The sequence below is a fragment of the Camelimonas sp. FR25 genome (assembly GCF_059740505.1).
In genome coordinates this window covers 95,460-116,230 of the sequence record NZ_JCAWFG010000036.1, presented here as the reverse complement: position 1 = coordinate 116,230, position 20,771 = coordinate 95,460, and the positions used below count along the sequence as shown (strand labels likewise).

Genomic DNA, 20,771 nt, shown 5'->3' with positions numbered 1-20,771 from the left:
CCTGTGCACGCTCCCACTCCGCAGAGAACGCTAGTGAATTAAATGCATGGCTGGCAAAGACGAATTTCCGATGACGCCATAGGCTGCGCCTATGCTTGTAAAATATAGGCAAATTCTATGTGGCCATGATGCGCCAATGTCACTGTAACTGCTGTGATAATGCTACCGTAAGCGGCATAGGCGCGTCGCATGACCGATTCCAGGGCGCCGTGAACAAATATGCGCATTGCTCCATTCCCCTGCGGCAGTGACAGTGCCGCATGGACCTTCGGCAACTGAAATATTTTGTACAGATCGCGGAGAACAACAGTCTGTCCAGGGCAGCTGAAGTGCTGCGCGTGGCGCAGCCGTCGCTGAGCCAGCAGATGAAGAACCTCGAGCAGGATCTCGGTGCGGAATTACTGGTGCGTCATGCACGGGGCGTGGCGCTGACCGACAAGGGGCAGCAACTCTACGATCACGCCATCCGTATCCTGCAGGAAGTCGAGCGCGCCCGCGACGTGGTGCGGGCCAATACGCTCACCCCCTCGGGCCGGGTCTCGGTGGGCCTTCCCGCTTCGGCGGGACGCGGTTTGTCGTTGCCATTGCTCCGCGCCGTGCGCGCCGCCTGCCCGCAGGTGACCATCCACCTTGTGGAGGCGATGACCAGTTTTCTCGACGAATACTTGCAACAGGGCCGGCTCGACGTCTGCCTGCTGTATAATCACAAGCCATTCGAACATGTGGCGTGGACCGAGATGATCGCCGAAGATCTGATGGCGATCACCGCGCCGCAACACCCGCTCGCCGCCACCGGCGCCGTGTCGATGGCGGAATTGCTGACGCATCCGGTGGTGCTGCCGGGACGGCCCAATGTGTTGCGCGCCGTGATGGAGCGCGCCGCCGCCCTGCGCGATCTCGAACTGGACGCCGTGGATTGCGACAGCCTGCCGGCCATCGGTCGCATGGTGCGTGAGGAGGGCGCCATCGCCGTGATGCCACACTTCGCCTTCAGCGAAGAACTGGCCGCGGGCGCCATGCAAGCCATCGCCATCACCGACCCGACGCCATCCTGGCGTCTGTCGGTGGTGGTGTCGCAGCGCAGCATGAATATTCGCGGCAGTGAAGCCGTAGCCAGTGTCCTCGCTCAGGTCATCTCCGATATGGTTGACGCCGGCGCCTGGCGCGCCAGGCTGCTGGCCCGCTGAGGGGATGGCAAGAGCGGTTGGCAAGAGCGGCTGGCGTCAACGGTGCGAAATGCAATGTTACAACATTGCATTGAAGGCGAAATGCAGGCATAGCTGTCGCACGGCCGCGGGATGGCCCGGGCGTGAAGGCCATTGACCGGCCGGTGCGCGCGGACTACCCATAGGCCCGACGGTTCCTTTGCAAGGATCAAAAGGGAACGCAGTGAGGACGTAATGCGCTGGCGTGGCCGGGGCATGACGCGCCAATTCTGCGACTGCCCCCGCAACTGTAATCGGCGAGTTGTTCACCCATACGCCACTGGGCTTGCGGCCCCGGGAAGGCGGTGAATGATGATGACCCGAGAGTCAGGAGACCTGCCGTCAGCCGTAGTCACGCGCGTGCACATTGGGCGGGGTGTCCCGATGGAAGGCAGATCGTCAGCCGCATCCACCTGATCGGGGATAGGTGTTTCGACTGCTCGCGGTGACGGTAACTCGCGCCGCTGGAGCAGTGTGCTCATGTTCTCCCTTGCGTCCGGAATTGTCCGGATTTCCCTGGCTGTCCGCCAGCCTGTATTCGCCCGTGCGTTCGCCGCCCGTCCTATCATCGACAAACGTCCCGGCCTTGTCTCCACTGTGGCGTCGAAGGCGCGCTTGCGCGACTCCGTCGCCAGCCCGGCGCTGGCGCCCGTATTGTCAGCCGGGCTGGCGACCGGACTTGCGACCGGGCTTGCAACGGGTCTCGCGGCTTGCGCCGCGATGGCGCTGGTGGTTGAGGCCCGCGCCGAAAGCGTAGCGGCTGACGGCGCAGCGCCGACCGTCAGCCTGGACCCGATCCAGGTGCAGGGCGCGCCCAGCGGCGGCCCCAACCTCCGCGTCCCCTCCCAGGCGGGCAGCCGCCTGACCATGACGCCGATGGAGACGCCGGCCAGCGTCGACATCATCTCCGGCCAGACCATGCGCGATCGTGGCCAGACCGATCTCAATCGCGCCATCGCCCAGGATGCGGTAGGCGTCAGCTTCCTCGGCGCGCCGGGCAATGGCGGAACCTCCATGGCCATGCGCGGCTTCACCGGCCTCGGCTCGGTGACGCGGCTTTACGACGGCGTCCGCCTCTATCCAGGCTCAGGCACGGTGACGTTCCCCTTCGACACCTGGACGGTGGAGCGGGTGGAGGTGCTGCGTGGCCCGGCCTCGGTGATGTATGGCGAGGGCGCCATTGGCGGCGCGATCAATGTCATCCCGCGCAAGCCATTGTTTACAGGTCGGCGCAATGAGGCCCAGGCCAGCTTTGGCTCAGACGGCATGTATGGCCTCGCCGCCGGCAGCGCCGGGCCGATTGGCGACAGTTTCGCCTATACGCTGGATGTCTCGGGGCGGGGCAGCCAGGGCTGGATGCAGCGTGGCGACGCCAAAAGCCTCGCCGTGTCTGGCGCGCTCGGCTGGAAGTTCAATGAACGGCTGCACATAACCCTGTCGCATGACAGCGGCTACAGCGAGCCGTCGGGCTATTTCGGCACGCCGCTGGTCGATGGCCGCGTGCTTGGCGCCATGCGCAAGCAGAACTACAATGTCGCCGACAGCCTCAACCGGTTCCGCGACAGCTTCACCCAGCTGCATACGCGCCTTGTCGCCTCTGACAGCGTTGAGCTGAGCAGTCGCATCTACCACATCAGCAGCGGCCGCGACTGGCGCAATGTGGAAAGCTACGCCTTTCGCCCCGCCACCGGCCGGATCAATCGCAGCGATTACATCGCCATCCGCCATGATCTGGAGCAGGTGGGGACGCGCAACGACCTGACCCTGCGCAGCGATATTTTTGGCATGGCCAATGAAACCGTGCTGGGGTTTGAGCTCAATCACATCCGCTTTCGCAACACCAACAATTCGCCCTATGCCGGCGCTTCCAGCGTCGCGCCGCTGGGCTTCGCCCCAGGATTTTTCGGGCCTTATGCGCTGAAAACCACGCTGGACAGCGCCACAAATCAATACGCCGTGTTCATCGACAACCGGCTGAAACTGAATGAGCAATGGGCCGTGGTGGCTGGCGTGCGTTACGATGCGCCGCGACTTTTGCGCGACAATCCATCGACCGGCGCCAGCTTTACCCGCACGCTCGATTCGGTGAACTGGCGCGCTGGGGTGGTGTTTACGCCCGTGCCGGACCTCGCCTTCTACGCCCAGTATTCTCAGGCAACCGATCCGGTCGGCAACATCCTGTCGCTGGCCGACAGCCAGAAGGATCTGAGGCTGCCGCGTGGCGACCAATATGAGGCGGGCGTCAAGCTCAGCTTCCTCGGCGGGCGTGGCGAGGCGACCTTCGCCGGCTATCACATCGTCAAGAAGGACCTGCTGGCGCGTGACCAGCTCGACCGGACCATCGTGCGGCAGATCGGCCAGCAATCGGCCCAGGGGCTCGAGGCGTCGCTGGCCATCAATCTCGGTTATGGTCTGCGGCTGGAGGCCAATGGCGCGCTGCTGCAGGCGCGCTACGATGATTTTGTCCAGGCCGGCGGCGATTTTTCCGGCAACACCCCGCCAAATGTGCCGCAGCGGCTCGGCAATCTCTGGGTCAGCTGGAATTTTCATGACGCCTGGACGGCGTTCGGCGGCCTGAACTACGTCGGCCCTACCTGGGTCAATGACGCCAATACCCTGCGCCGCGCCGGCTGGACGGTGGTCAACGCCGGCCTGCGCTGGCGGCCAACCGAACAGCTGTCGCTCGACGTCAATGTCGCCAATCTGTTCGACAAGGTCTACGCCACCTCCGGTTCGCAGAACCAGCAATTGCTGGGGCCGCCGCGCACCGCCTCGGTAACGCTGAAGGCGTTGTTCTGACATGGCGCCGGAGCTGTGCGTCAACAATGTCTCGTGGGGCCCGCGCGGCGGCGCCCCCATCATCGCCCAGCTGTCGTTCACGGCGCCTGCTGGCGCGGTGACGGTGATTGTCGGCCCCAATGGGGCCGGCAAATCCAGCCTGTTGCGCACGCTGTACCGGCATCACCGCCCGCTTGCCGGCACTGTGCTGCTCGACGGCGAGGATGTCTGGCGCATGGACGCGGCGAAGGCGGCGCGGCGCATCGCCGCCGTGTTGCAGGAGAGCCCGGCGGCGTTCCCGTTCACCGTGACCGAGGTGGTTGAGATGGGGCGGATTCCGCACCAGCGCGCCTTGCTGTCCGGGATTGGGCGGCGCGGCCAGGGGGCGGCGCGTGACCGCCTGATCGTCGCGGAGATGATCGACCGTTTCGAACTGACGACACTGGCTGACGCGCCATTCTCCCGACTGTCGGGCGGCGAAAAGCAGCGCGTGCTTCTCGCCCGGGCCATGGCGCAGGAGCCCGGCGTGATCATCCTCGACGAACCAACCAACCATCTCGATATCCGCTGCCAGCTGGAGCTCCTGCAGATACTGCGGCAATCGGGCCTGACCATTATCGCCACCGTGCACGATCTGGGGCTGGCGGCGCGGGTGGCCGACCAGATTGTGGTGATGCGCGATGGGCGGCTCAGGGCCGTTGGCGCGCCGCAGCAGGCCCTGACTCCGGAGGTCATTCGCGAGGTGTTCGGCGTCACCGCCGCCATTGAGCTGGCGCCGGCCTCGGCGCCGGATGGCGGGCGCATGCGCTTCGCCTTCGCCCTGGCCGACGCAGGCAGGCGCGCCGCCGGCCATCACCGTGATGGAGCGCGGTCATGAAAAGCCACCGTCATTGGGTGAGGGGGGGCGCCATCCTTGTCGCCAGCGCCGTGAGTTGTAGTTTTGGGCCGCCGCTGCAGGCGCAGCAGGCGGCTTCGGGTGAGGCCAGCGGCTTTCCGGTGACGGTGCAGTCTTGCGGCCGCGCCGTGAGCTTCGCCGCGCCGCCCCGGCGCGCATTGGCGACGGGCTCAAACCTCACCGCCATGATGCTGGCGCTGGGGCTCAGGGACCGCATGGTGGGCTATACCGGGCGGGCGCCTGCTGGCGTCGATCTCGCCGGCCTGCCGCAATTACAGCGCGAGCGGCTCGGCCTCGAGACCGTGCTCGACAAGGAGCTGGATTTCATCTTCGCTGGCTGGGGTTATGGCCTGCGGACTGGCGGCGAGATCGCCCCGCAAAGCCTGACAGAGCACGGGGTTGCGCTCTATGAGTTGTCCGAATCCTGCGTCCGTCTCGGCCAGTTGCGGGCCCCGGATTTCAGCTATCTGTTTCATGACCTCGCCAGCCTCGGCGCGATCTTCGGCGTTGAGGCGCGGGCCGGGGCGCTGATCGCCGACGGCCGCAGCCGGCTCGATGCGCTGGCGCAAAAAGTCGCCGGGCGGTCGCGGCCTCGGGTGTTCGTATTCGATTCCGACATCCGCACGCCGTTCACAGCGGGCGGCTACGCCATGCCCCAGGCGATCATCGCCGCGGCTGGCGGCGACAATATCGCCGCCGACATCACCGCCAGCTGGACCCGCATGGCGTGGGAAACAGTGATCGAGCGCGCCCCTGAAGCGATCATCATCGTTGACTATGGCGAGATCAGCGCCGCCCAGAAGATCGCCATGCTCCGCGCCCATCCGGCGTTGGCGGCGACGCCGGCGGTGCGCGACAACCGCTTTGTCGTGCTCGGCTATGACCAGTTGACGCCGGGACCGGGCAATATTGACGCCGCCGAGCAACTCGCCGCGTTCCTCCACGGCGACGCCAAGGCGGCGGGCGTGGCGGAGGCGGCGCGGTGAGGCGCCGGCCCGCTGTGGTGTTCGGCCTTGCAGGCGCAAGCCTGCTGCTGGCGATGACGCTTTATGTCAGCCTTGGCTCGGCCCCGATCCCGTTTGACGTGGTGTGGTCCATCATCCTGCATCATCTGGCGCCGGGGCTGGTGACGAAGGACTGGAGCCCGGGGCGCGACAGCATCGTCTGGAATATCCGCCTGCCGCGGGCCGTGCTGGCGGCGCTGGCCGGGGCAGGGCTCGGCATGGCCGGCGCGGTGATGCAGGGCGTGACGCGCAACGCTTTGGCCGACCCGCATCTGCTCGGCGTATCAGCCGGCGCCGCCTTCGGCGCCAATCTGGCGCTGTTGCTGACTGGCAATGTCTTTGGCCCAATGACCGTGGTGATGTTTGCCTTCGCCGGGGCGCTGGGGGCCACGGCGCTGGTGCTGGTGGCGGCGCATGTCGCCCGGGCCCACGACCAGACCAGCCTGGTGCTGGGCGGCGTCGCCATCGCCTTCGTCATTGGGGCAGGCGCCAATGTGCTGATCATGTTCGCCGATCCGCGCAATATCCCTGGCATGGTGTTCTGGATGCTCGGCGGCTTCGGCATGGCGCAATGGAGCAATCTGCTGTGGCCCGCCGCCGCCGTGCTGGTCTGCGGGCTGGCGTTTCTCGCCAGCGCGGCGCGGCTCAATGCTTTGGCCATGGGCGATGAGACGGCGGCAAGCCTGGGCGTGCCGGTGCGCCAGACGCGACTTGGCCTGTTGGTGATCAATGCGCTGCTGACCGGCGCCATCGTGGCCTTCACCGGCATGATCGGCTTCGTCGGGCTGATGACGCCGCATCTGATGCGGCTGGTGCTCGGCGGCGACAATCGCCTCATCATTCCAGCCAGCGCCCTGTGCGGCGCCCTGTTTCTGGTCAGCGCCGACATCGTCGCCCGCACGCTGCTGGCCCCCAACGACATGCCGGTCGGCGTGGTCACCGGTCTCGTCGGCGGGGTGTTCTTTCTCGTGCTGCTACGGCGGCGTTGATAGGGCGAAATGGGCATGAAACAGGCTGTGATCCTCTACGGCCGCGCCGCTTTCGACCGCAAGCAGGGCGTCGCGCAGCTGGCCAGCGCCATGGCGGCGCGCGACCCCTGCCGCAGCTATCACGCGGCGTTTGAAGACCTCACCGGCCCCTCGGTCCCGCAAGTGCTCGATCGCCTGGGCGAGGACGGCGTGACCGATGTCGTGCTGGTTTCGGTGGCGACGCCGGCCGATCCGACCATGAGCGCCTGGCTGCCTGGTGCGCTCGCCGCCTGGCGTCAGAGCCGCCTCGCTGGCGGTCAGCCCGCCATGCGCGTCCGCATCGCCCCGCCGGTGGAGGCTTTCGTTGACCTTGTCGCCGCCATCGCCGCCGCGCTGGCCGCGCCGTCTGATGCGGTCACCGACGTCGCCGATGTCACGCCCTCCATGGGCAAGCCGGGCTGGAGCGACGTGCCGGATCATGCGCGGCAGGTGTTTTTCTGCCTCGGCGCCCGCTGCGCCCACCGCCGCGCCCAGCCGCTGTACCAATATTTGCGCCAGCGCATGAAGCAGCATCGCGCCCTCAACGCTGGTCCGCTGCGGGTGATGTGCGTGCGCAGTGGGTGTCTGTATCCGTGCAATCAGGGGCCGCTGCTCATCGTCCACCCGGACGGCGTCTGGTATGGCCAGCTCGATGAGGCGGCCCTTGACCGGATTATCAGCGACCATCTGCTGGGAGGCGAGCCAGTCGCTGACATCAGACTGCGGTAGCAGCACGCGGTGTGCGCCCCGGCGACGCGGTCGCGTCGCCAGGATCGGCCTGATCCGAAAGGTCGGCAAGGCGCAGTCAGGCGCCTGGGCGGCGACGGGGCGCGCGCGGCTGTGCGGGCCTGGGCGTCGCCTGTGGCCCAGCGCCTCTGGTCGCGATCCAGATGACATGGCGGGCGCCGCCGCCCTTGCCATTGGCGCGTACGCGCACGACGTCGACGCCAAAGCCGCTGCGGCGCAGCCGGGCGGTGAAATCTTCGTCCGGCGCCGAGGACCACACGGAGAGAATACCGCCGGGCCGCAGCGCAGCGTGGCAGGCGGCGATGCCCTTTGCGTCATACAGGCTGTCATTGCCCGATCGCGTCAGGCCGCCAGGCCCATTGTCGACATCGAGCAGAATTGCGTCATAGAGAGCGGTGCTGGCGCGGATGTGCCGAAGGACGTCGCCTTCGCGAATTTCGACGCGCGGATCGCTCAGACTGTCGCCAAAAATCGGCGCCATTGGCCCGCGGGCCCAGGCGATCACCGCCGGCGACAGCTCCGACACGACTACGGCGGCGTCGGCGCCAACGCCTGCCAGCGCTTCGCGCAGGGTGAAACCCATGCCGAGGCCGCCAATCAGCATGTTGAGGCCCGGTTTTGCCGCCAGCCGCTCGCATACAAGGCTGGCCAGGGCTTTCTCAGACCCACTGAGGCGGCTGTTCATCAGCTCGGTCGCGCCGATCATGATGGAATATTCCTCGCCGCGCCGCTTGAGCCGCAACTCGCCGTCGCCGCCAGGGACTTTCGCCGTTGCGAGCAAGGTCCAGGGGATCATGGGAATGCCTCAAAGGTGTAGCGACAGATCAATGCGGCCACGCGGTGAGCGGTTCGGCGCCGCCCCGCACATACACCAGGCGGCAAGAATCACGAAACCGGCGACTGCGCTAGGCTGCTGTGGTTCGTCGAACGGCGTCGCCAACACGCGCCAGGCCGATCCGTGACGACCAGGGGTGACGTATCCGTCAGTTGCCAGCTGCCAGCTGCCAGCTGCCCGCGCCGCGCGTTGCACCAGGCTGCCGCCGCTGTGCGACCGCGATTAGACGCGGCGCCAGCGAGGCCTGAGCAGGGGAGGGACAGGCCGGATTGCATGCTATGGCCGCTGCGCCAGCGCGCTCTCGGAAATGGTGGTGCAGGCGTGCGCGAGCGCCTCCCTGGTCGTGCGCCAGTCGTGTATCCCCATCAGCAATTTGCCGATATCCAGTGAGGATACGACCAGGATACTGAATGTGATCAGCAGCGCCCGTTCCGTATTGCTGGGAGACAGGGACCATCTGATCTTGCCGGCGTCGGCAAATTTGCGTTTGCGGCATTCAGATGTGTAGCCCATTACGCCAATATAATCGACGATAAAGCCCGCCTTGCGGATCAGGTCGACATAGTGCGCAGGAATGGGCGTCGCCTGTGTTGTCGGCGAAATGGCCGCGAGAAGCCTGTTCAGCTTGCCATGGGACTTCAGGCGGGCGTCGTTCAGGGCATGGCTTACGATGAGTTGCGCGCCAACACACAGTCGCCACAGCGCCAGCCTGTCGTCATGTGTCAGAGGGAATGAGCTGCGCTGCAGGGCCTGGTCAATATCTGCATAGGCTGCATATTTCAGCCTGGCGCTGTACGCCTCAACACTGGCCATCAAATCTTCGGTGTTGGCGAAAGACAGGAGCATGGGTTTGCTGGCGAGGAGCTTGACATCCGCGACAGCGGCCTGCTGCATGGCTGTCATCTGCGGGTTGTGCGACAGCGCCTGCAGATGCGCCCGTCGCGCCGCACTGGGTGGGGCATTGTCAGTATTGCTGCTCTGGGTGAATGTTGCGCGCCCCATACCGTTCGCCAAATTGGCGCCGCCTTGCTGGGCGCGCCCCTGTCCCTGAAGGCTGCGGGTGCGCTTGCCATAGAAATAGCCCATGAGGATCAGCGTCTTCTTGATGCCCGGCGGCGCGTCCGGCTGCCAGCGCCGGGCGATGTCGTCAAGCGTCTGATCCAATTGCTGCTGAACGGTGCGGTCAATGTATTGCTCGATACTCTGAAAAACAACGTCCGTGTGATCCCTGAAATGCGCCAGTGTCTGATGGCGCGATTCATGGCGACGCAGGGATTGGGTGAGCGACGCCGCGTAGACAGGAGCGCAGGGGTAGTTGTGCGAGAGAACAACGTCGCCCTGTCGTGTGACGGCGTAGGAAAGCGCGCCATAGACCAGTGAGGCGAGGCCTTGCACGGGTCTCAGACGCTGGCTTGCGGCGGAAAAGGTCGATGAGGCTTGCGACAGACCACTCGTAATATGGGACGTTGTCGCTGCAAATACGCCCGCCACCGCCTCGGCCGGCGCCCTGCTGGCGAACGCAACGCTGTCTTGCGGCGCCCGGCTCGCCGCCATATCCAGCACCAGCTTCTTCAGCCCGGCGAAAAGATTGTTATGCACATCAGACAGCGCCGGACCGACAACCGGGATATATAGCAGCGCGCCGGTGATGCTCACGTCGAGCCAGCGGATGAACAATGGATTGATGGCGGCGTCGCCTGCACGCTCAACCTCATCGATCACCGTCTTCAGCGACATAGAAATATTGGTGTGGAGATAATGCAGCCGACTTCTGACCTGCTGGCAGGGGACGGGCACGCTGCCAGATTGCGCCATGAGCCGGCAATGCAGCATGCTCAGTCTGCTCCTGAATGCGGCGTCGCTCTGCGCCAGTTCCCATAGCTCTCGTGCGCCCTGCAGGGTCTCTTCACGCGCAACCTTGGCGGCGATGGACGCATAACTCGACAGCAAACCCTCGGTCGGTTGCGCAATGGTCGACGCAAGTTGATTGAGCTCCACACCTGCTCCATCGGCATTGCGGATGGTGCGCTCGAGGAGAATAATAAAATTTGCGAAATTCATGTATTGACGTTTCTTTATCCAAAGTTGAACGCTGTCGCTTAGGCCGACGTGTTGTTCGCGACGGACGGGCGCAGCAAGGTAATGTTGAAGAATATTGCGCCGCTCGCCATGGGGCAGGGCGCGATAGACGGTCCAACGCCAGTCGTCAGTGTCTACGCTGATAAATACTTGGGCCGGAGGCTCGGTGGCCGTGATTATGGGTCCAAAATCGTTGATGCGGGGGAATCCGATACGCGGGAGGCTGATGCGGGTCCGACGATTGTTGACGCGGTGAATAAAAGAAGGTACGTTGTCCACATTCCATATAGTATATGTCGGCGTGGGTGTGGTTTCTTGTTGCAGTTTTCCGATTTAACTGTGGCATAGATGCGGTTATGTGCCGATAGTCTGCGGTTTTTGTTGGGATTTTGAGGGGCGTGCCCATGGCGATGGCTGTGTGTCGCCATGCGGTTACAAGGGGGGCGGGTATCCGGGCGTCTGTCGTCGTGTGCAACTGGCGATCTGGGGGGCGCGACGAATTTGCCCGTCACGAGCCTCACGGCGCGGAAGCCGGCCTGCGCGTCCGAACGAGGTTCTGGAACCATAGACAACCGGGCTCCACAAACACCCCGCTCCATAAACACCCGGCTTGCGGAACGGTTAAGCGGCCAAACGTTCAGATGTGGTAGCGGTTAATACCAGAACCCGAGCATGACACATCGGGTTATGGCTACCGCGAGCAGCTGTTGTGTTTCGCAGATCGCGAATATTTCAACGTTGTTCCAGCCTGGCGCTGCCAGCGAGCCTTCTTTGGAGTACTTGCCTCAGTCTCGCGCAAATGCAGCAGCGAGAATTGAGGCCATGTGGTCCGCGCATGTACTTGCGAAAGGCGACACATTGACCCGACGCGGCGTTACGGCGTCACTCAATGGATGGGCTGTTTTCCTGTACAATAACCAGCTCGCTACCCTGCGGAATTCTACAGTCACAGGCTGGCGGACGAAACAACCGATCTCTGTCAGCGCACGTCAGCTGGCGCAAAAAGATGCCTCTCTGGAAGGACTGCGTGGTTTAGCCTGCCTCAGCGTGTTCCTTGGTCATTGTATTTTCGCGTTTCTTCCACACACGGCGGAAAAGCTCACCAGGGGCGCTGTGATACCACGGAATTTTTCGGTCGAAAGCGTCTTCCAGCAGCCGTTTTTTACCGTGCTATACAACGGCAGTTTTGGCGTCTCACTGTTGTTCGGGCTGAGTGGTTATGTATTGACTTACACATTTTTTTGCAACAAAGAATATAAATTCACTCCAATTGGGGGCGGCAAAAAGATATCCGCGCCTCGCACTGCCAGCGTTCGCGTCCATTCTCTTCGGTTTTGCCCTATTGCAGTCCGGGCTGATGTTTAACCAGCTGGCTCCCGATATCGGCGCCGCAGGCTGGCCGATGAGTTCTTACTCCAGCCCGGTTACGCTTTCACACGCGTTAGCTGACGGGCTTTTTGGGGCGCCGCTTCTTGGATCGGTGTCGCTCAATCCACCTCTATGGACGATACAGATAGAGTTCCTTGGCTCGATTTTGCTATTTGCGGTCTATGCATTGTTTGGGACACGGCGCATTTGGTTGAATCTTGTCGTATTCTGGGCGCTGGCCGCGCTCATTTTTTCGTCGCATTCTAACCAAATGCACTGTTTGTCGATATTTTTCGGGAGCGTATTGCATGTGACGCGACCTGTGTTGCTGAAGTCCAGCTTGCTTTGTCTCGGCTTGATTATTGCGGGACTTGTCTGCGGGGCTTACGATTACTCATGGTGGTTCGACTGGGCGCGTGCGCTGCCGCTGCCGGTTGCGCCGGCGCCATTGTTTCCTTTGGCGGGCGCCGAGCGCTATGTGTTCAACGCAGTCGGCGCCGTGCTCCTGGTGGCTGGGATTCTTGGCTGTCGACCGGCGCGGAGCCTGCTGTCAACACGCGTTCCAGTGTATTTGGGCAAAATTTCCTTTGCCCTTTATCTGCTCCACTGGCCGGTTATTTGCTCGCTATCCTTTGGTCTCATGTATGCATTGAAGGTTGTCTGCAGCGTTCCGTATCTGACATCACTCGCGATGACATTTGTCGCGACGACGGTGGTTTGCCTTGTGTTGGCGTCGCTGGTCGAACGATTCATTGACAGGCCTTCGACGCGTCTATCGAACGCATTCAGTCGTTATGTATTGGGCGTCGCTCCATCTGGCGTGGAACACGAGAAGCCATTGCGGGATCAGAGGTCTGCCGTGACCACCTGAATCAAGGATCACTGACGCCTGAGCCGCCCATGGAGGGGGCGACAACGTCATCCTGCCTGGGACGTGGAACCTGCCTCTGGGGCCGATTGCGGTGGCCCCGGTTTTGATCCGTTGCTCGCCCGACAACCCCACCGTGGAATGTTGAGCCGCAGAGGCGAGGTGGCTGGCGAGCTGTCATCATGGTCGTCACTGGAGGTGGGCCCCCGGGGGGCGTCCAACCGAACGCTGGGCTCAGCTCCTACATCGGTCCGTCACGACAACCGTCAGCAAAGACCGGGCTTGTCAGTGAATTCATGGCCGAAATCCCCGACGCTACTGCTGGAGACATGTGATGAGACCCAGCCAGTAAGCGCCGGTCGCCCGCCCAAGTCCGGCCCAAGTGCATAGATGCGGCGCGCCTCAATGCCCGCCAAGGTAGGCGTCGATCACCTGTCTGGAGCGACGCAGTTCCTGCGCAGGGCCCTGCAAGCTGATGGCGCCCGCTTCGAGGACGTAGCCCCACGAGGCGATGGATAGGGCTTTCTTGGCGTTCTGCTCGACCAGCAACACGGTTGTTCCCTGCTGGTTGATCTCGCGGATGGTGTCGAAGATGGCGTTGACGATGTGGGGCGCGAGGCCCATCGAGGGCTCGTCGAGCAGCAGCATGCGTGGGCGCGCCATCAGGGCGCGGCCCATGGCCAGCATCTGCTGTTCGCCGCCCGACAGCGAGCCGGCGAACTGGGCGCGCCGTTCGCCAAGCCGGGTGAAGCGCGTGTAGATGCCGTCGATGTCGCGCTTCACCTCATCGCGGTCCTTGCGGGTATAGGCGCCGACCAGAAGATTGTCCTCGACACTCATATTGGCGACGATGCGGCGGCCTTCTGGCACAAGTGATACGCCGGCGCGGACAATGGCGTCGGTGCGCTGGCCGGTGATGGGCGCGCCGTCGAGGCTGATCTCGCCGGCCGAGGGGCGTACCAGGCCGCAGATCGTCGACAGGGTGGTGGTCTTGCCGGCGCCATTGGCCCCAATCAGGCAGACGCAGGCGCCTTTGGGCACGCTGAGCGAAATGTCGTGCAGCACCGGCAACTGGCCATAGCCGGCGCGCAGATTGCGGATTTCAAGCATCGTCGTCGCTTCCCAGATAGGCCTCGATCACCGCCGGATTGTCGCGGATTTCCTGCGGCGTGCCCTCGGCGATCTCGCGGCCAAAGTTCAGCACAACGATCTGGTCGCAGACCGAAGCCACCAGATCGATGTCATGTTCGATCAGCAGGATGGTCACGCCGCTGTCGCGGATGCTGTGGATCAGCTCGACCAGAGCGCGACGCTCGCCATGGGTCATGCCCGCAGCAGGCTCATCCAGCAACAAGAGCCGCGGCCTGGTCGCAAGGGCGCGGGCAATCTCCACCCGACGCCGGTCGCCATAAGACAGGGCGCCGGCCTCATGGTCGGCGAGATGGCCGACGCCTGCCTGCGTGAGCAAGGCGCGCGCGGCGTCACGCGCCGCCGCTTCCTCCCGGCGGGCGCCGGGAAGCCGCGCCAGCACCGGGACGATCGATGCTTTCTGGGCGGCGATCGTGCCGATCACCACATTGTCGAGCGCTGTGGCCTCGGGCAGCAGGCGGATGTTCTGGAAGGTGCGGGCCACGCCCTGGCGGGCGATCTCGAACGGCTTCATCCGCAAGAGGTCGACATTGTCGAGCCGCACCGAACCCGCGTCCGCATCATAAAGGCCGGTGATGACGTTCATGGTGGTCGTTTTGCCGGAGCCATTGGGCCCAATCAGGCCGGTGACCCGGCCAGGCTCGGCGGTAAACGACACATTGTCGACCGCGATCACGCCCTGGAAGCGTTTGTGGATCTGGCTGACCTGCAGGCGGGCAGGGGCTGGATTGAGGTTCATCGCTGCGCTCCCACGGTCTGGGCGCCGGCCGCCGGCGCAGCGCCCCTTGGCTTGCGGCGGAACAGCGACATCACGCCGCCAGGCAGGAACAGCACCACAGCCAGGATCAGCCCGCCCATCAGGATCTCGCGCAGCTGATTGGAGAAGCGCAGGGCTTCAGGCAACAGTGTGGTGATGACGGCGCCGACGACCGGACCAATCAGCGTATTGACGCCGCCGAGGATCGGATAGGCGAGGGCGTCGACGGAACGCAGCAGGCCGAAATCGGTCGGGCCGACGAAGAAGTTGAGATGGGCCGCGAGCCCGCCGCAGACGCCGGCGATGAAACCGCTGACGACGAACAGCGCCATCTTGTAGCTCACCACATTGATGCCCATCGCCTCGGCGATGGTGTCGTCGTGGCGGATGGCGTCGATGGCCTTGCCATGGCGCGAGCGCCGCAGCGCGTACACCAGCACGGCGCAGACAATGAGCAGGCCGCCCAGCAGCCAGGTGTTGGTGTAATTGGGGATGGCGACAATGCCAGTGGCGCCGCCAGTGACGCTCTCCCAGTTCAGGGCGATGACCCGGATAACTTCGGTGAAGGCGAAGGTGGCGAGCATGAAATAGTCGCCGCGCAGCTTCAGCACCGGCGCGCCGATGGCCGCCGCCGCCAGCCCGGACAACAGCCCGCCGGCAAGCAGCGCCACGGCGAAGGGCGCCTCAAGCTGCATGGTCAGATAGACGGCGCAATAGGCGCCCACCGCCATGAAACCGCCGGTGCCGAGCGTGAACATGTTGGCGCTGAGCGCCAGATAGACGCCATAGGCCAGAATGCTGTTGAGCAGGCACAGATCGATGATGTTGCCATAGGCGCTGTAGATGTCGGTGAGGAACGTCATGCGCGGCGCTCCACAAAGCCGGAGAACAGGCCAGTGGGCTTGACCAGCAGGATGAGGAACACGAGGCCGAAGCCGATGGCGTCACGGAAAGAGGACGACACCCAAGCGACCGAGAACACCTCGATAAGGCCAAGCATCAGGCCGCCAGCCACCGCGCCTGGCACGTTGCCAAGGCCGCCGAGGATCATCACCGTCAGGCCCTTGACCAGCATGTGCTCGCCCATGAACGGCGACACCACGTTGAACAGGATGCCGAGCAGCATGCCCGCCGCGCCGGCGAGCGCCCCCGCCACGAGGAAGGTGACCAGAATGGTGCGCCCCACCGGCACGCCGACAATCCGCGCCACATCTTCGCTAAAGGCTACGGTGCGAATGGCGCGACCCGTGGCGCTGCGTTGCAGCAGGACGTAAAGCACGATCATCAGCGCCAGCGACGCGGCCATGATGGTCATCTGGATCAGCTGGATGCGGACGCCGCCGATTTCCCAGGCTGCGGATAGATTGAGCGCTGCGGGATAGCCTTGCACCTCGGTGCCGAACACTTCCTGGGCGACGCCGACCAGCATGCGGGCCAAAGCGAGCGAGGCCACCAGCCCCATCCATTTGTGGCCGCCGCGCAGGCGGATGGTGCGAAACACCACCAGCTCCGACAACACGCCAAGCAGGCCGCCGCCTGCCGCCGCCACCAGCAGCGCCAGGGGAATTGGCAGGCCGAGCCGCGACGCTTCAAGGCCAAAATAGGCGCCCGCCATGAAGAACGCGCCCTGGGCCATGTTGACGATGTTCAGAACGCCGAAGATCAGCGTACAGCCCATCGCGAACACGGCGTAGGTGGAGCCGAGCGACAGCCCGTTCACCACCTGCTGCAAGAATGTAGACATCAGCGCCCCGCCAGCCTGGCCGGCGGGGTTCGCTCCCGCCGGACCCAGTAACGTCAGTCAGTTGAGATGAGGGTCCCCGGCCGGCTTACTCCGTGCCGGCGAGAACGAATTTGCCGTCGCGCATGGTCAGCACCTTGGCGGCGATCACCGGCTCACGATCCTTGTCGAAGCTGAACGGACCGGAAGGCGACGGCAGGTCTTCCACCGTGGCGAGGGCGTCACGCAGCTTGTCAGCGTCGCCAATGCCGCCGGCCCGCTTCAGGGCGTCGGCGAAGGCATAGACCGAGGTGTAGGCCTGGGCGGCGAAATTGTCCGGCAGGCTGTTGTAGCGGGCCTTGTAGGCGTCGACGAACTTCTTGTTGACCGGGTCGTCATAGCCGATGAACCAGCCGGAGCCGACGAGGAAGCCATCCGCCGCCTTGCCGGCCAGCTCTGCGAGCTTGCTGGAGATGGCGGCGTTGGCGCCCATGATCACCGTGGTTTCCGGAATGCCGAGCTGTCGGGCCTGGCGCACGATGTTGGCGGTTTCCTCGGCGAGGCCGCCGATGACGATGGCGTCGGGGTTGGTCGCCTTGATCTTGGTCAGCTGCGCCGAGTAATCGACGTCGCCCTTCTGGAAGGTTTCGGTGGCGAGGATCTTGATGCCTGCGTCTTCCAGCGCCTTCTTCTGCACTGAATAGGCAGTTTTCATCAGCATGTCGTCGATGCCGTAGATCTGCGCCGCGCTCTTGATGCCGTGCTTTTGCTGGGCGTATTTCAGCACGCCGGGAAACACCATGTTCTCGGGCGGGCTGGTGCGGAAAATGAACGTGCCGATGGCGGTGATGCCAGGCGCAGTGTTCGAGCTGGCGATCACCGGCATTTTGGCGCGCTGGGCCAGCGGGTCAGCGGCGAAGGCCGAATTGGCCAGGGTCGGGCCAAGAATGACCGCAACCTTGTCCTTGTTGATCATACGCTGGAAGATGTTGACGCTCTGGCCGCGATCGCCGGCGTCATCCTCATGCAGGCCGACCAGTTTGAAGTCGCCGAGCGCGCCCGAGGCGTTGATCTCGTCGATGGCCAGCAGGGCGCCGTTTTTCTGCATTGTGCCATAGAGCGCGGCGGAGCCGCCGGAGGTCGCCTGGACAATGCCCACCTTGACGGGAGTTTCAGCCTGGGCGGCGGCGCCCAGCATGCTGGCGCCGGCCAGCATGGTTCCAGCCAGGGCCAGCCCAAGACGGCGGGCGACGGTGCGGCGGCTGACGGATGGGGCGTGGCGCCCGCTCAGAATGCGTGTCATGAGTGCTCCCCTTTTGTTGAATATTATCACGGGCGTCTGCGGCAGGTGTTTTTATAGTTTGAGCATTTGTTGGATAAAATTTCCGCATTGCCCAGTGTTGTGAAAAATTTTTGCTCGCAAATACAGCACAAAATAAAAAGACCTGCCATCTCGGCAGGTCCATTATGATACTAGAAAAGAAATGAGCGACTTTGCTATTGCGTCAGCGCGGAAGGTTGCGCCGGGTTGCGGCGTAAATCCCGTTTCGTCAATGAGCAGTGTTCGCAGGCCCCGCGCCTGCGATGGTTGCAGGTTGCCAGGCCGGTCGTCAGCCATCAGCGCCGCCTCTGGCGCGACCCCATGGCGGCGGATGCAGCCGTCATAGGCGTCGTCGTCGGGCTTGGCCCGGTAGTCGCAATCCTCGATGGCGTAGATGTCATCGATGACCTCGCCCAGCCCGAGCGCGGCGATCACCCTGTCGGCGTGGGCGCGCGCACTATTGGTGAAGACTATGCGGCGGCCTGGCAGGCTGGACAGTACCTGTTTCAGTTCAGGATGTGGCGCCAGTGGCGCCAGATCGATGTCGTGAACGTGGGCGAGGAAGTCCGCTGGCGCCACCCCATGCAGCCGGATCAGCCCCTGGATCGTGGCGCCGAAGCGGCTGTAATAGTCCAGATGCATGGCCGTCGCCGCGGCCTCATCCAGCGCAAGGCGCTGCATGATAAAGCTCACCACCCGCCGGCGCATCTGTTCATGGAGGCCGGCGGAGCGGGGATAGAGCGTGTCGTCCAGATCAAGCAGCCAGTGCCTGATACGGTCGCCGCCGGGCAGGGCGCTGAGACCGGTGATGGTCGTGGGCTGGCTCATGCGGCGGCTCCGGAAACAGGACGGCGCGGTCAGGCGTCGGTGCGCAGACGCCCGATGGTGCGGTGCGCGCTCGGCTTGATGTCCTTGACGTCTAGCGAGCAGTCCAGCGCCTTGATGGTGTGGGTCAGGTCGCCCACCGAGATGATGTCGACGCCGGTTTCGGCGATCGGCACAATGGTGTTCTCATTGATGCCGCCCGAGGCTTCGGTCATGGCGCGGCCATTCACCAGCTTCAGCGCCTCGCGCATCTCCTCCAGATCCATGTTGTCGAACATGATGATCTCGACGCCGCAATCGAGCGCTTCCTGCACCATGTCCATGGTCTCGCACTCCACCTCAATCTTGAAGGTGTGCTGGGCCTGGGCGCGCAACAGCCGGATCGCCTCGGTGATCGAGCCGGCGATCTTGATGTGATTGTCCTTCACCAGGATGCAATTGCCCAGGTTGAAGATGTGGTTGTGGGCGCCGCCGACGCGCACTGCGTATTTCATGACGCGGCGCAGCCCTGGCCAGCCCTTGCGCGTGTCGGTGAGGCGGACATTGGTGTGGCTGACCATGTCGACGTAGCGGCGCGTCTTGGTGGCGACGCCGGACATCTGCTGGATCCAGTCCAGCGACGAGCGCTCCACAATGAAGAAGGTCGAGGCGCGGGCTGTCACCTTCAGCAGCACCTGGCCGGGCTCGACCACATCGCCGTCGCGCACCATGTGCTCGACAGTGGCGGCGGGCTCGATCTGACGGATGGTCTCATCAGCCAGCATCAGGCCGCAGATGACGCCGCTGGCCTTGGCGTAGATCTGGCCAGTCTGCACCGGATCGTCGCCAATCAGGAAGCCGCCAGTGGTGTCGCCGGCGCCAATTTCTTCATCCAGCGCCGCCTGAACGAGCTGTCGGACCATAAAACGATTGAGTTGCACGGTTTTGCTCCAGGGTTGGGCGCAGATCAGAGGGTGTTGGCGAAAGCCTTGCCGCCCTTCATCACCAGATGCAGGCGGGCGCGTTCTTCAAGGATGCGGATATTGGCGAGCGGATCGCCGTCGACCACAAGGATGTCGGCGAATTTGCCCGGGGCGATGGCGCCGACGTCTTTCATGCCGATGCATTCCGCCGCCTTGCTGGTGGCGGAGACGATGACATCCATCTCCGACATGCCGAGCCAGTCGACCATGAAGCCGAGCTCGACCATGTTTTCGCCCACCAGCAGACGGTGCGACTGGTCGGTGCCGAAGGCGACCCTGACGCCGCGACGCACCGCTTCTTTCCAGATCGGAATTTGCGTCTGCATCAGCGAATAGATCTGGGTGTCCTTCTCGTCTTCCTGACCGAGCTGGTCCGCCGCCCACTTCTTGTCCTGTTTGCGCCGCTCGATCGACAGCGGCACCAGAGCGAGGGTCGGCACCCACCACGCGCCAGTCTTCAGCAGCAGGTCAATGCTCTCCTCATCAATGAACCAGCCGTGCTCCAGCGTGTGGATGTCGGCCTTGAGCGCATTGTTGATGCCGGCGACGCCCTCGGCGTGCACCGCCACATGCTTCCCCCTGGCGGCGGCCTCGGTCACGGCGACGTGGATCTCGCCAATGGTGTATTGCGGCTCATCCCAGCTGTCGGTCACCGAGGTAATGCCGCCGGTGGCGCAGATCTTGATGAAATCGGCGCCGCGCATCAGCAGCTCACGCACCAGACGGCGCATGCCCTCTTCGCCATCGGCGACCGTATCGGGCAGCCAGGCGCGCTTCTTGATGCGCATGTCGGCGGGCACCCAATAATCACCGTGGCCGCCGGTCTGCGACACCATGCCGATGGCGATCATCAGGCGCGGTCCGTCAATCAGCCCTTCGGCGATGGCCTGGCGGAAGCCGGCGTCGGCGCCGCCCATATCGCGCGCGGCGGTGACGCCGCAGGCCAGGGTCTCGCGGAAAATATCGATGGAGCGCAACACATTATAGGTCGGCGTGTTGAGCAGGTGCTGGCGCATGTCGCGGGCGCGATAGGTGCCGTGCACATGGGTGTCGATGAAGCCCGGCAGGATGGTGCGGCCAGCCGCGTCAAGCACCGTGGCGCCGGCCGGAACCTGGACGCTGGTCGCAGGGCCTGCGGCGACGATGCGTTCATTGTCGATCACCACCACCGCGTTGCGCACCGGATCGCCGCCGAGGCCGTCAATCAGCACGCCGCCTGTAATCGCCGTTTGCATGGAGCTAAACCCTTTT

The 20,771-nt window shown here is 64.0% G+C and carries 18 protein-coding genes and 1 riboswitch; of the genes, 8 read left to right on the top strand and 10 right to left on the bottom strand.

Annotation, left to right across the window (positions count from 1 at the left end; all coding sequences use genetic code 11):
- Window positions 1–260 precede the first annotated feature (260 nt).
- The 6 genes from AC6A67_RS05000 to AC6A67_RS04975 all read left to right on the top strand — a co-directional run bounded on the left by AC6A67_RS05000 (window position 261) and on the right by AC6A67_RS04975 (window position 7,618).
- A complete protein-coding gene (locus AC6A67_RS05000; RefSeq protein ID WP_498035456.1) occupies window positions 261–1,187 on the top strand; it encodes a LysR family transcriptional regulator in 927 nt (308 codons plus the stop codon).
- Between the two features lie 153 nt (window positions 1,188–1,340).
- Window positions 1,341–1,563, top strand: a riboswitch (cobalamin riboswitch).
- Window positions 1,564–1,685: 122 nt separating this feature from the next.
- Window positions 1,686–4,004, top strand: coding sequence for a TonB-dependent receptor (locus AC6A67_RS04995; RefSeq protein ID WP_498035455.1), 2,319 nt, complete (start codon window positions 1,686–1,688; stop codon window positions 4,002–4,004).
- 1 nt (window position 4,005) lies between these two features.
- Window positions 4,006–4,860: an ABC transporter ATP-binding protein gene (locus tag AC6A67_RS04990; protein WP_498035454.1), complete on the top strand. Its 855-nt coding sequence runs from the start codon at window positions 4,006–4,008 to the stop codon at window positions 4,858–4,860.
- A complete protein-coding gene (locus AC6A67_RS04985; RefSeq protein WP_498035453.1) occupies window positions 4,857–5,864 on the top strand; it encodes an ABC transporter substrate-binding protein in 1,008 nt (335 codons plus the stop codon). The genes AC6A67_RS04990 and AC6A67_RS04985 overlap by 4 nt, the downstream gene beginning before the upstream one ends.
- Window positions 5,861–6,871 (top strand): FecCD family ABC transporter permease, encoded by a 1,011-nt coding sequence (locus AC6A67_RS04980; RefSeq protein ID WP_498035452.1) that lies wholly within the window; start codon window positions 5,861–5,863, stop codon window positions 6,869–6,871. The genes AC6A67_RS04985 and AC6A67_RS04980 overlap by 4 nt, the downstream gene beginning before the upstream one ends.
- 15 nt (window positions 6,872–6,886) lie before the next feature.
- On the top strand, window positions 6,887–7,618 hold the full coding sequence (locus tag AC6A67_RS04975; protein WP_498035451.1) for a (2Fe-2S) ferredoxin domain-containing protein: 732 nt from the start codon (window positions 6,887–6,889) through the stop codon (window positions 7,616–7,618).
- A gap of 76 nt (window positions 7,619–7,694) precedes the next feature.
- On the opposite strand, the gene AC6A67_RS04970 is transcribed toward AC6A67_RS04975, so the two are convergent.
- Window positions 7,695–8,432 carry a spermidine synthase gene (locus AC6A67_RS04970; RefSeq protein ID WP_498035450.1) on the bottom strand — a complete coding sequence of 246 codons (738 nt, stop codon included), beginning with the start codon at window positions 8,430–8,432 and terminating at the stop codon, window positions 7,695–7,697.
- 315 nt (window positions 8,433–8,747) lie between these two features.
- Window positions 8,748–10,829, bottom strand: a complete 2,082-nt coding sequence (locus AC6A67_RS04965) for a hypothetical protein (RefSeq protein WP_498035449.1) — start codon at window positions 10,827–10,829, stop codon at window positions 8,748–8,750.
- A 393-nt stretch (window positions 10,830–11,222) separates the two neighbouring features.
- Between AC6A67_RS04965 and AC6A67_RS04960 the strand changes: the two genes are divergently transcribed.
- Both AC6A67_RS04960 and AC6A67_RS04955 read left to right on the top strand, forming a co-directional pair.
- Entirely contained in the window at window positions 11,223–11,915 is a 693-nt protein-coding gene (locus AC6A67_RS04960) for an acyltransferase family protein (RefSeq protein WP_498035448.1), read from the top strand.
- On the top strand, window positions 11,821–12,789 hold the full coding sequence (locus tag AC6A67_RS04955) for an acyltransferase family protein (protein ID WP_498035447.1): 969 nt from the start codon (window positions 11,821–11,823) through the stop codon (window positions 12,787–12,789). The genes AC6A67_RS04960 and AC6A67_RS04955 overlap by 95 nt, the downstream gene beginning before the upstream one ends.
- Window positions 12,790–13,188: 399 nt before the next feature.
- Here the strand turns inward: AC6A67_RS04955 and AC6A67_RS04950 are convergent, their stop codons facing one another.
- The 8 genes from AC6A67_RS04950 to AC6A67_RS04915 all read right to left on the bottom strand — a co-directional run bounded on the left by AC6A67_RS04950 (window position 13,189) and on the right by AC6A67_RS04915 (window position 20,755).
- On the bottom strand, window positions 13,189–13,896 hold the full coding sequence (locus AC6A67_RS04950) for an ABC transporter ATP-binding protein (protein ID WP_498035446.1): 708 nt from the start codon (window positions 13,894–13,896) through the stop codon (window positions 13,189–13,191).
- Window positions 13,889–14,674 carry an ABC transporter ATP-binding protein gene (locus AC6A67_RS04945; RefSeq protein ID WP_498035445.1) on the bottom strand — a complete coding sequence of 262 codons (786 nt, stop codon included), beginning with the start codon at window positions 14,672–14,674 and terminating at the stop codon, window positions 13,889–13,891. Before AC6A67_RS04945 ends, AC6A67_RS04950 begins: the two co-directional genes overlap by 8 nt.
- Window positions 14,671–15,555, bottom strand: a complete 885-nt coding sequence (locus AC6A67_RS04940; RefSeq protein ID WP_498035444.1) for a branched-chain amino acid ABC transporter permease — start codon at window positions 15,553–15,555, stop codon at window positions 14,671–14,673. Before AC6A67_RS04940 ends, AC6A67_RS04945 begins: the two co-directional genes overlap by 4 nt.
- Complete coding sequence (locus AC6A67_RS04935; RefSeq protein ID WP_498035443.1) at window positions 15,552–16,436, bottom strand: branched-chain amino acid ABC transporter permease; 885 nt, start codon at window positions 16,434–16,436, stop codon at window positions 15,552–15,554. Before AC6A67_RS04935 ends, AC6A67_RS04940 begins: the two co-directional genes overlap by 4 nt.
- A gap of 85 nt (window positions 16,437–16,521) precedes the next feature.
- The gene (locus AC6A67_RS04930; RefSeq protein WP_498035442.1) at window positions 16,522–17,715 is read right to left on the bottom strand and encodes an ABC transporter substrate-binding protein; all 1,194 of its coding nucleotides are present in this window, start codon (window positions 17,713–17,715) and stop codon (window positions 16,522–16,524) included.
- 162 nt (window positions 17,716–17,877) lie between these two features.
- On the bottom strand, window positions 17,878–18,561 hold the full coding sequence (locus AC6A67_RS04925; protein ID WP_498035441.1) for a pyrimidine 5'-nucleotidase: 684 nt from the start codon (window positions 18,559–18,561) through the stop codon (window positions 17,878–17,880).
- 29 nt (window positions 18,562–18,590) lie between these two features.
- Window positions 18,591–19,478, bottom strand: coding sequence for a carboxylating nicotinate-nucleotide diphosphorylase (nadC, locus tag AC6A67_RS04920; protein ID WP_498035440.1), 888 nt, complete (start codon window positions 19,476–19,478; stop codon window positions 18,591–18,593).
- A gap of 26 nt (window positions 19,479–19,504) precedes the next feature.
- The gene (locus tag AC6A67_RS04915; RefSeq protein WP_498035439.1) at window positions 19,505–20,755 is read right to left on the bottom strand and encodes an amidohydrolase family protein; all 1,251 of its coding nucleotides are present in this window, start codon (window positions 20,753–20,755) and stop codon (window positions 19,505–19,507) included.
- Window positions 20,756–20,771 lie beyond the last annotated feature (16 nt).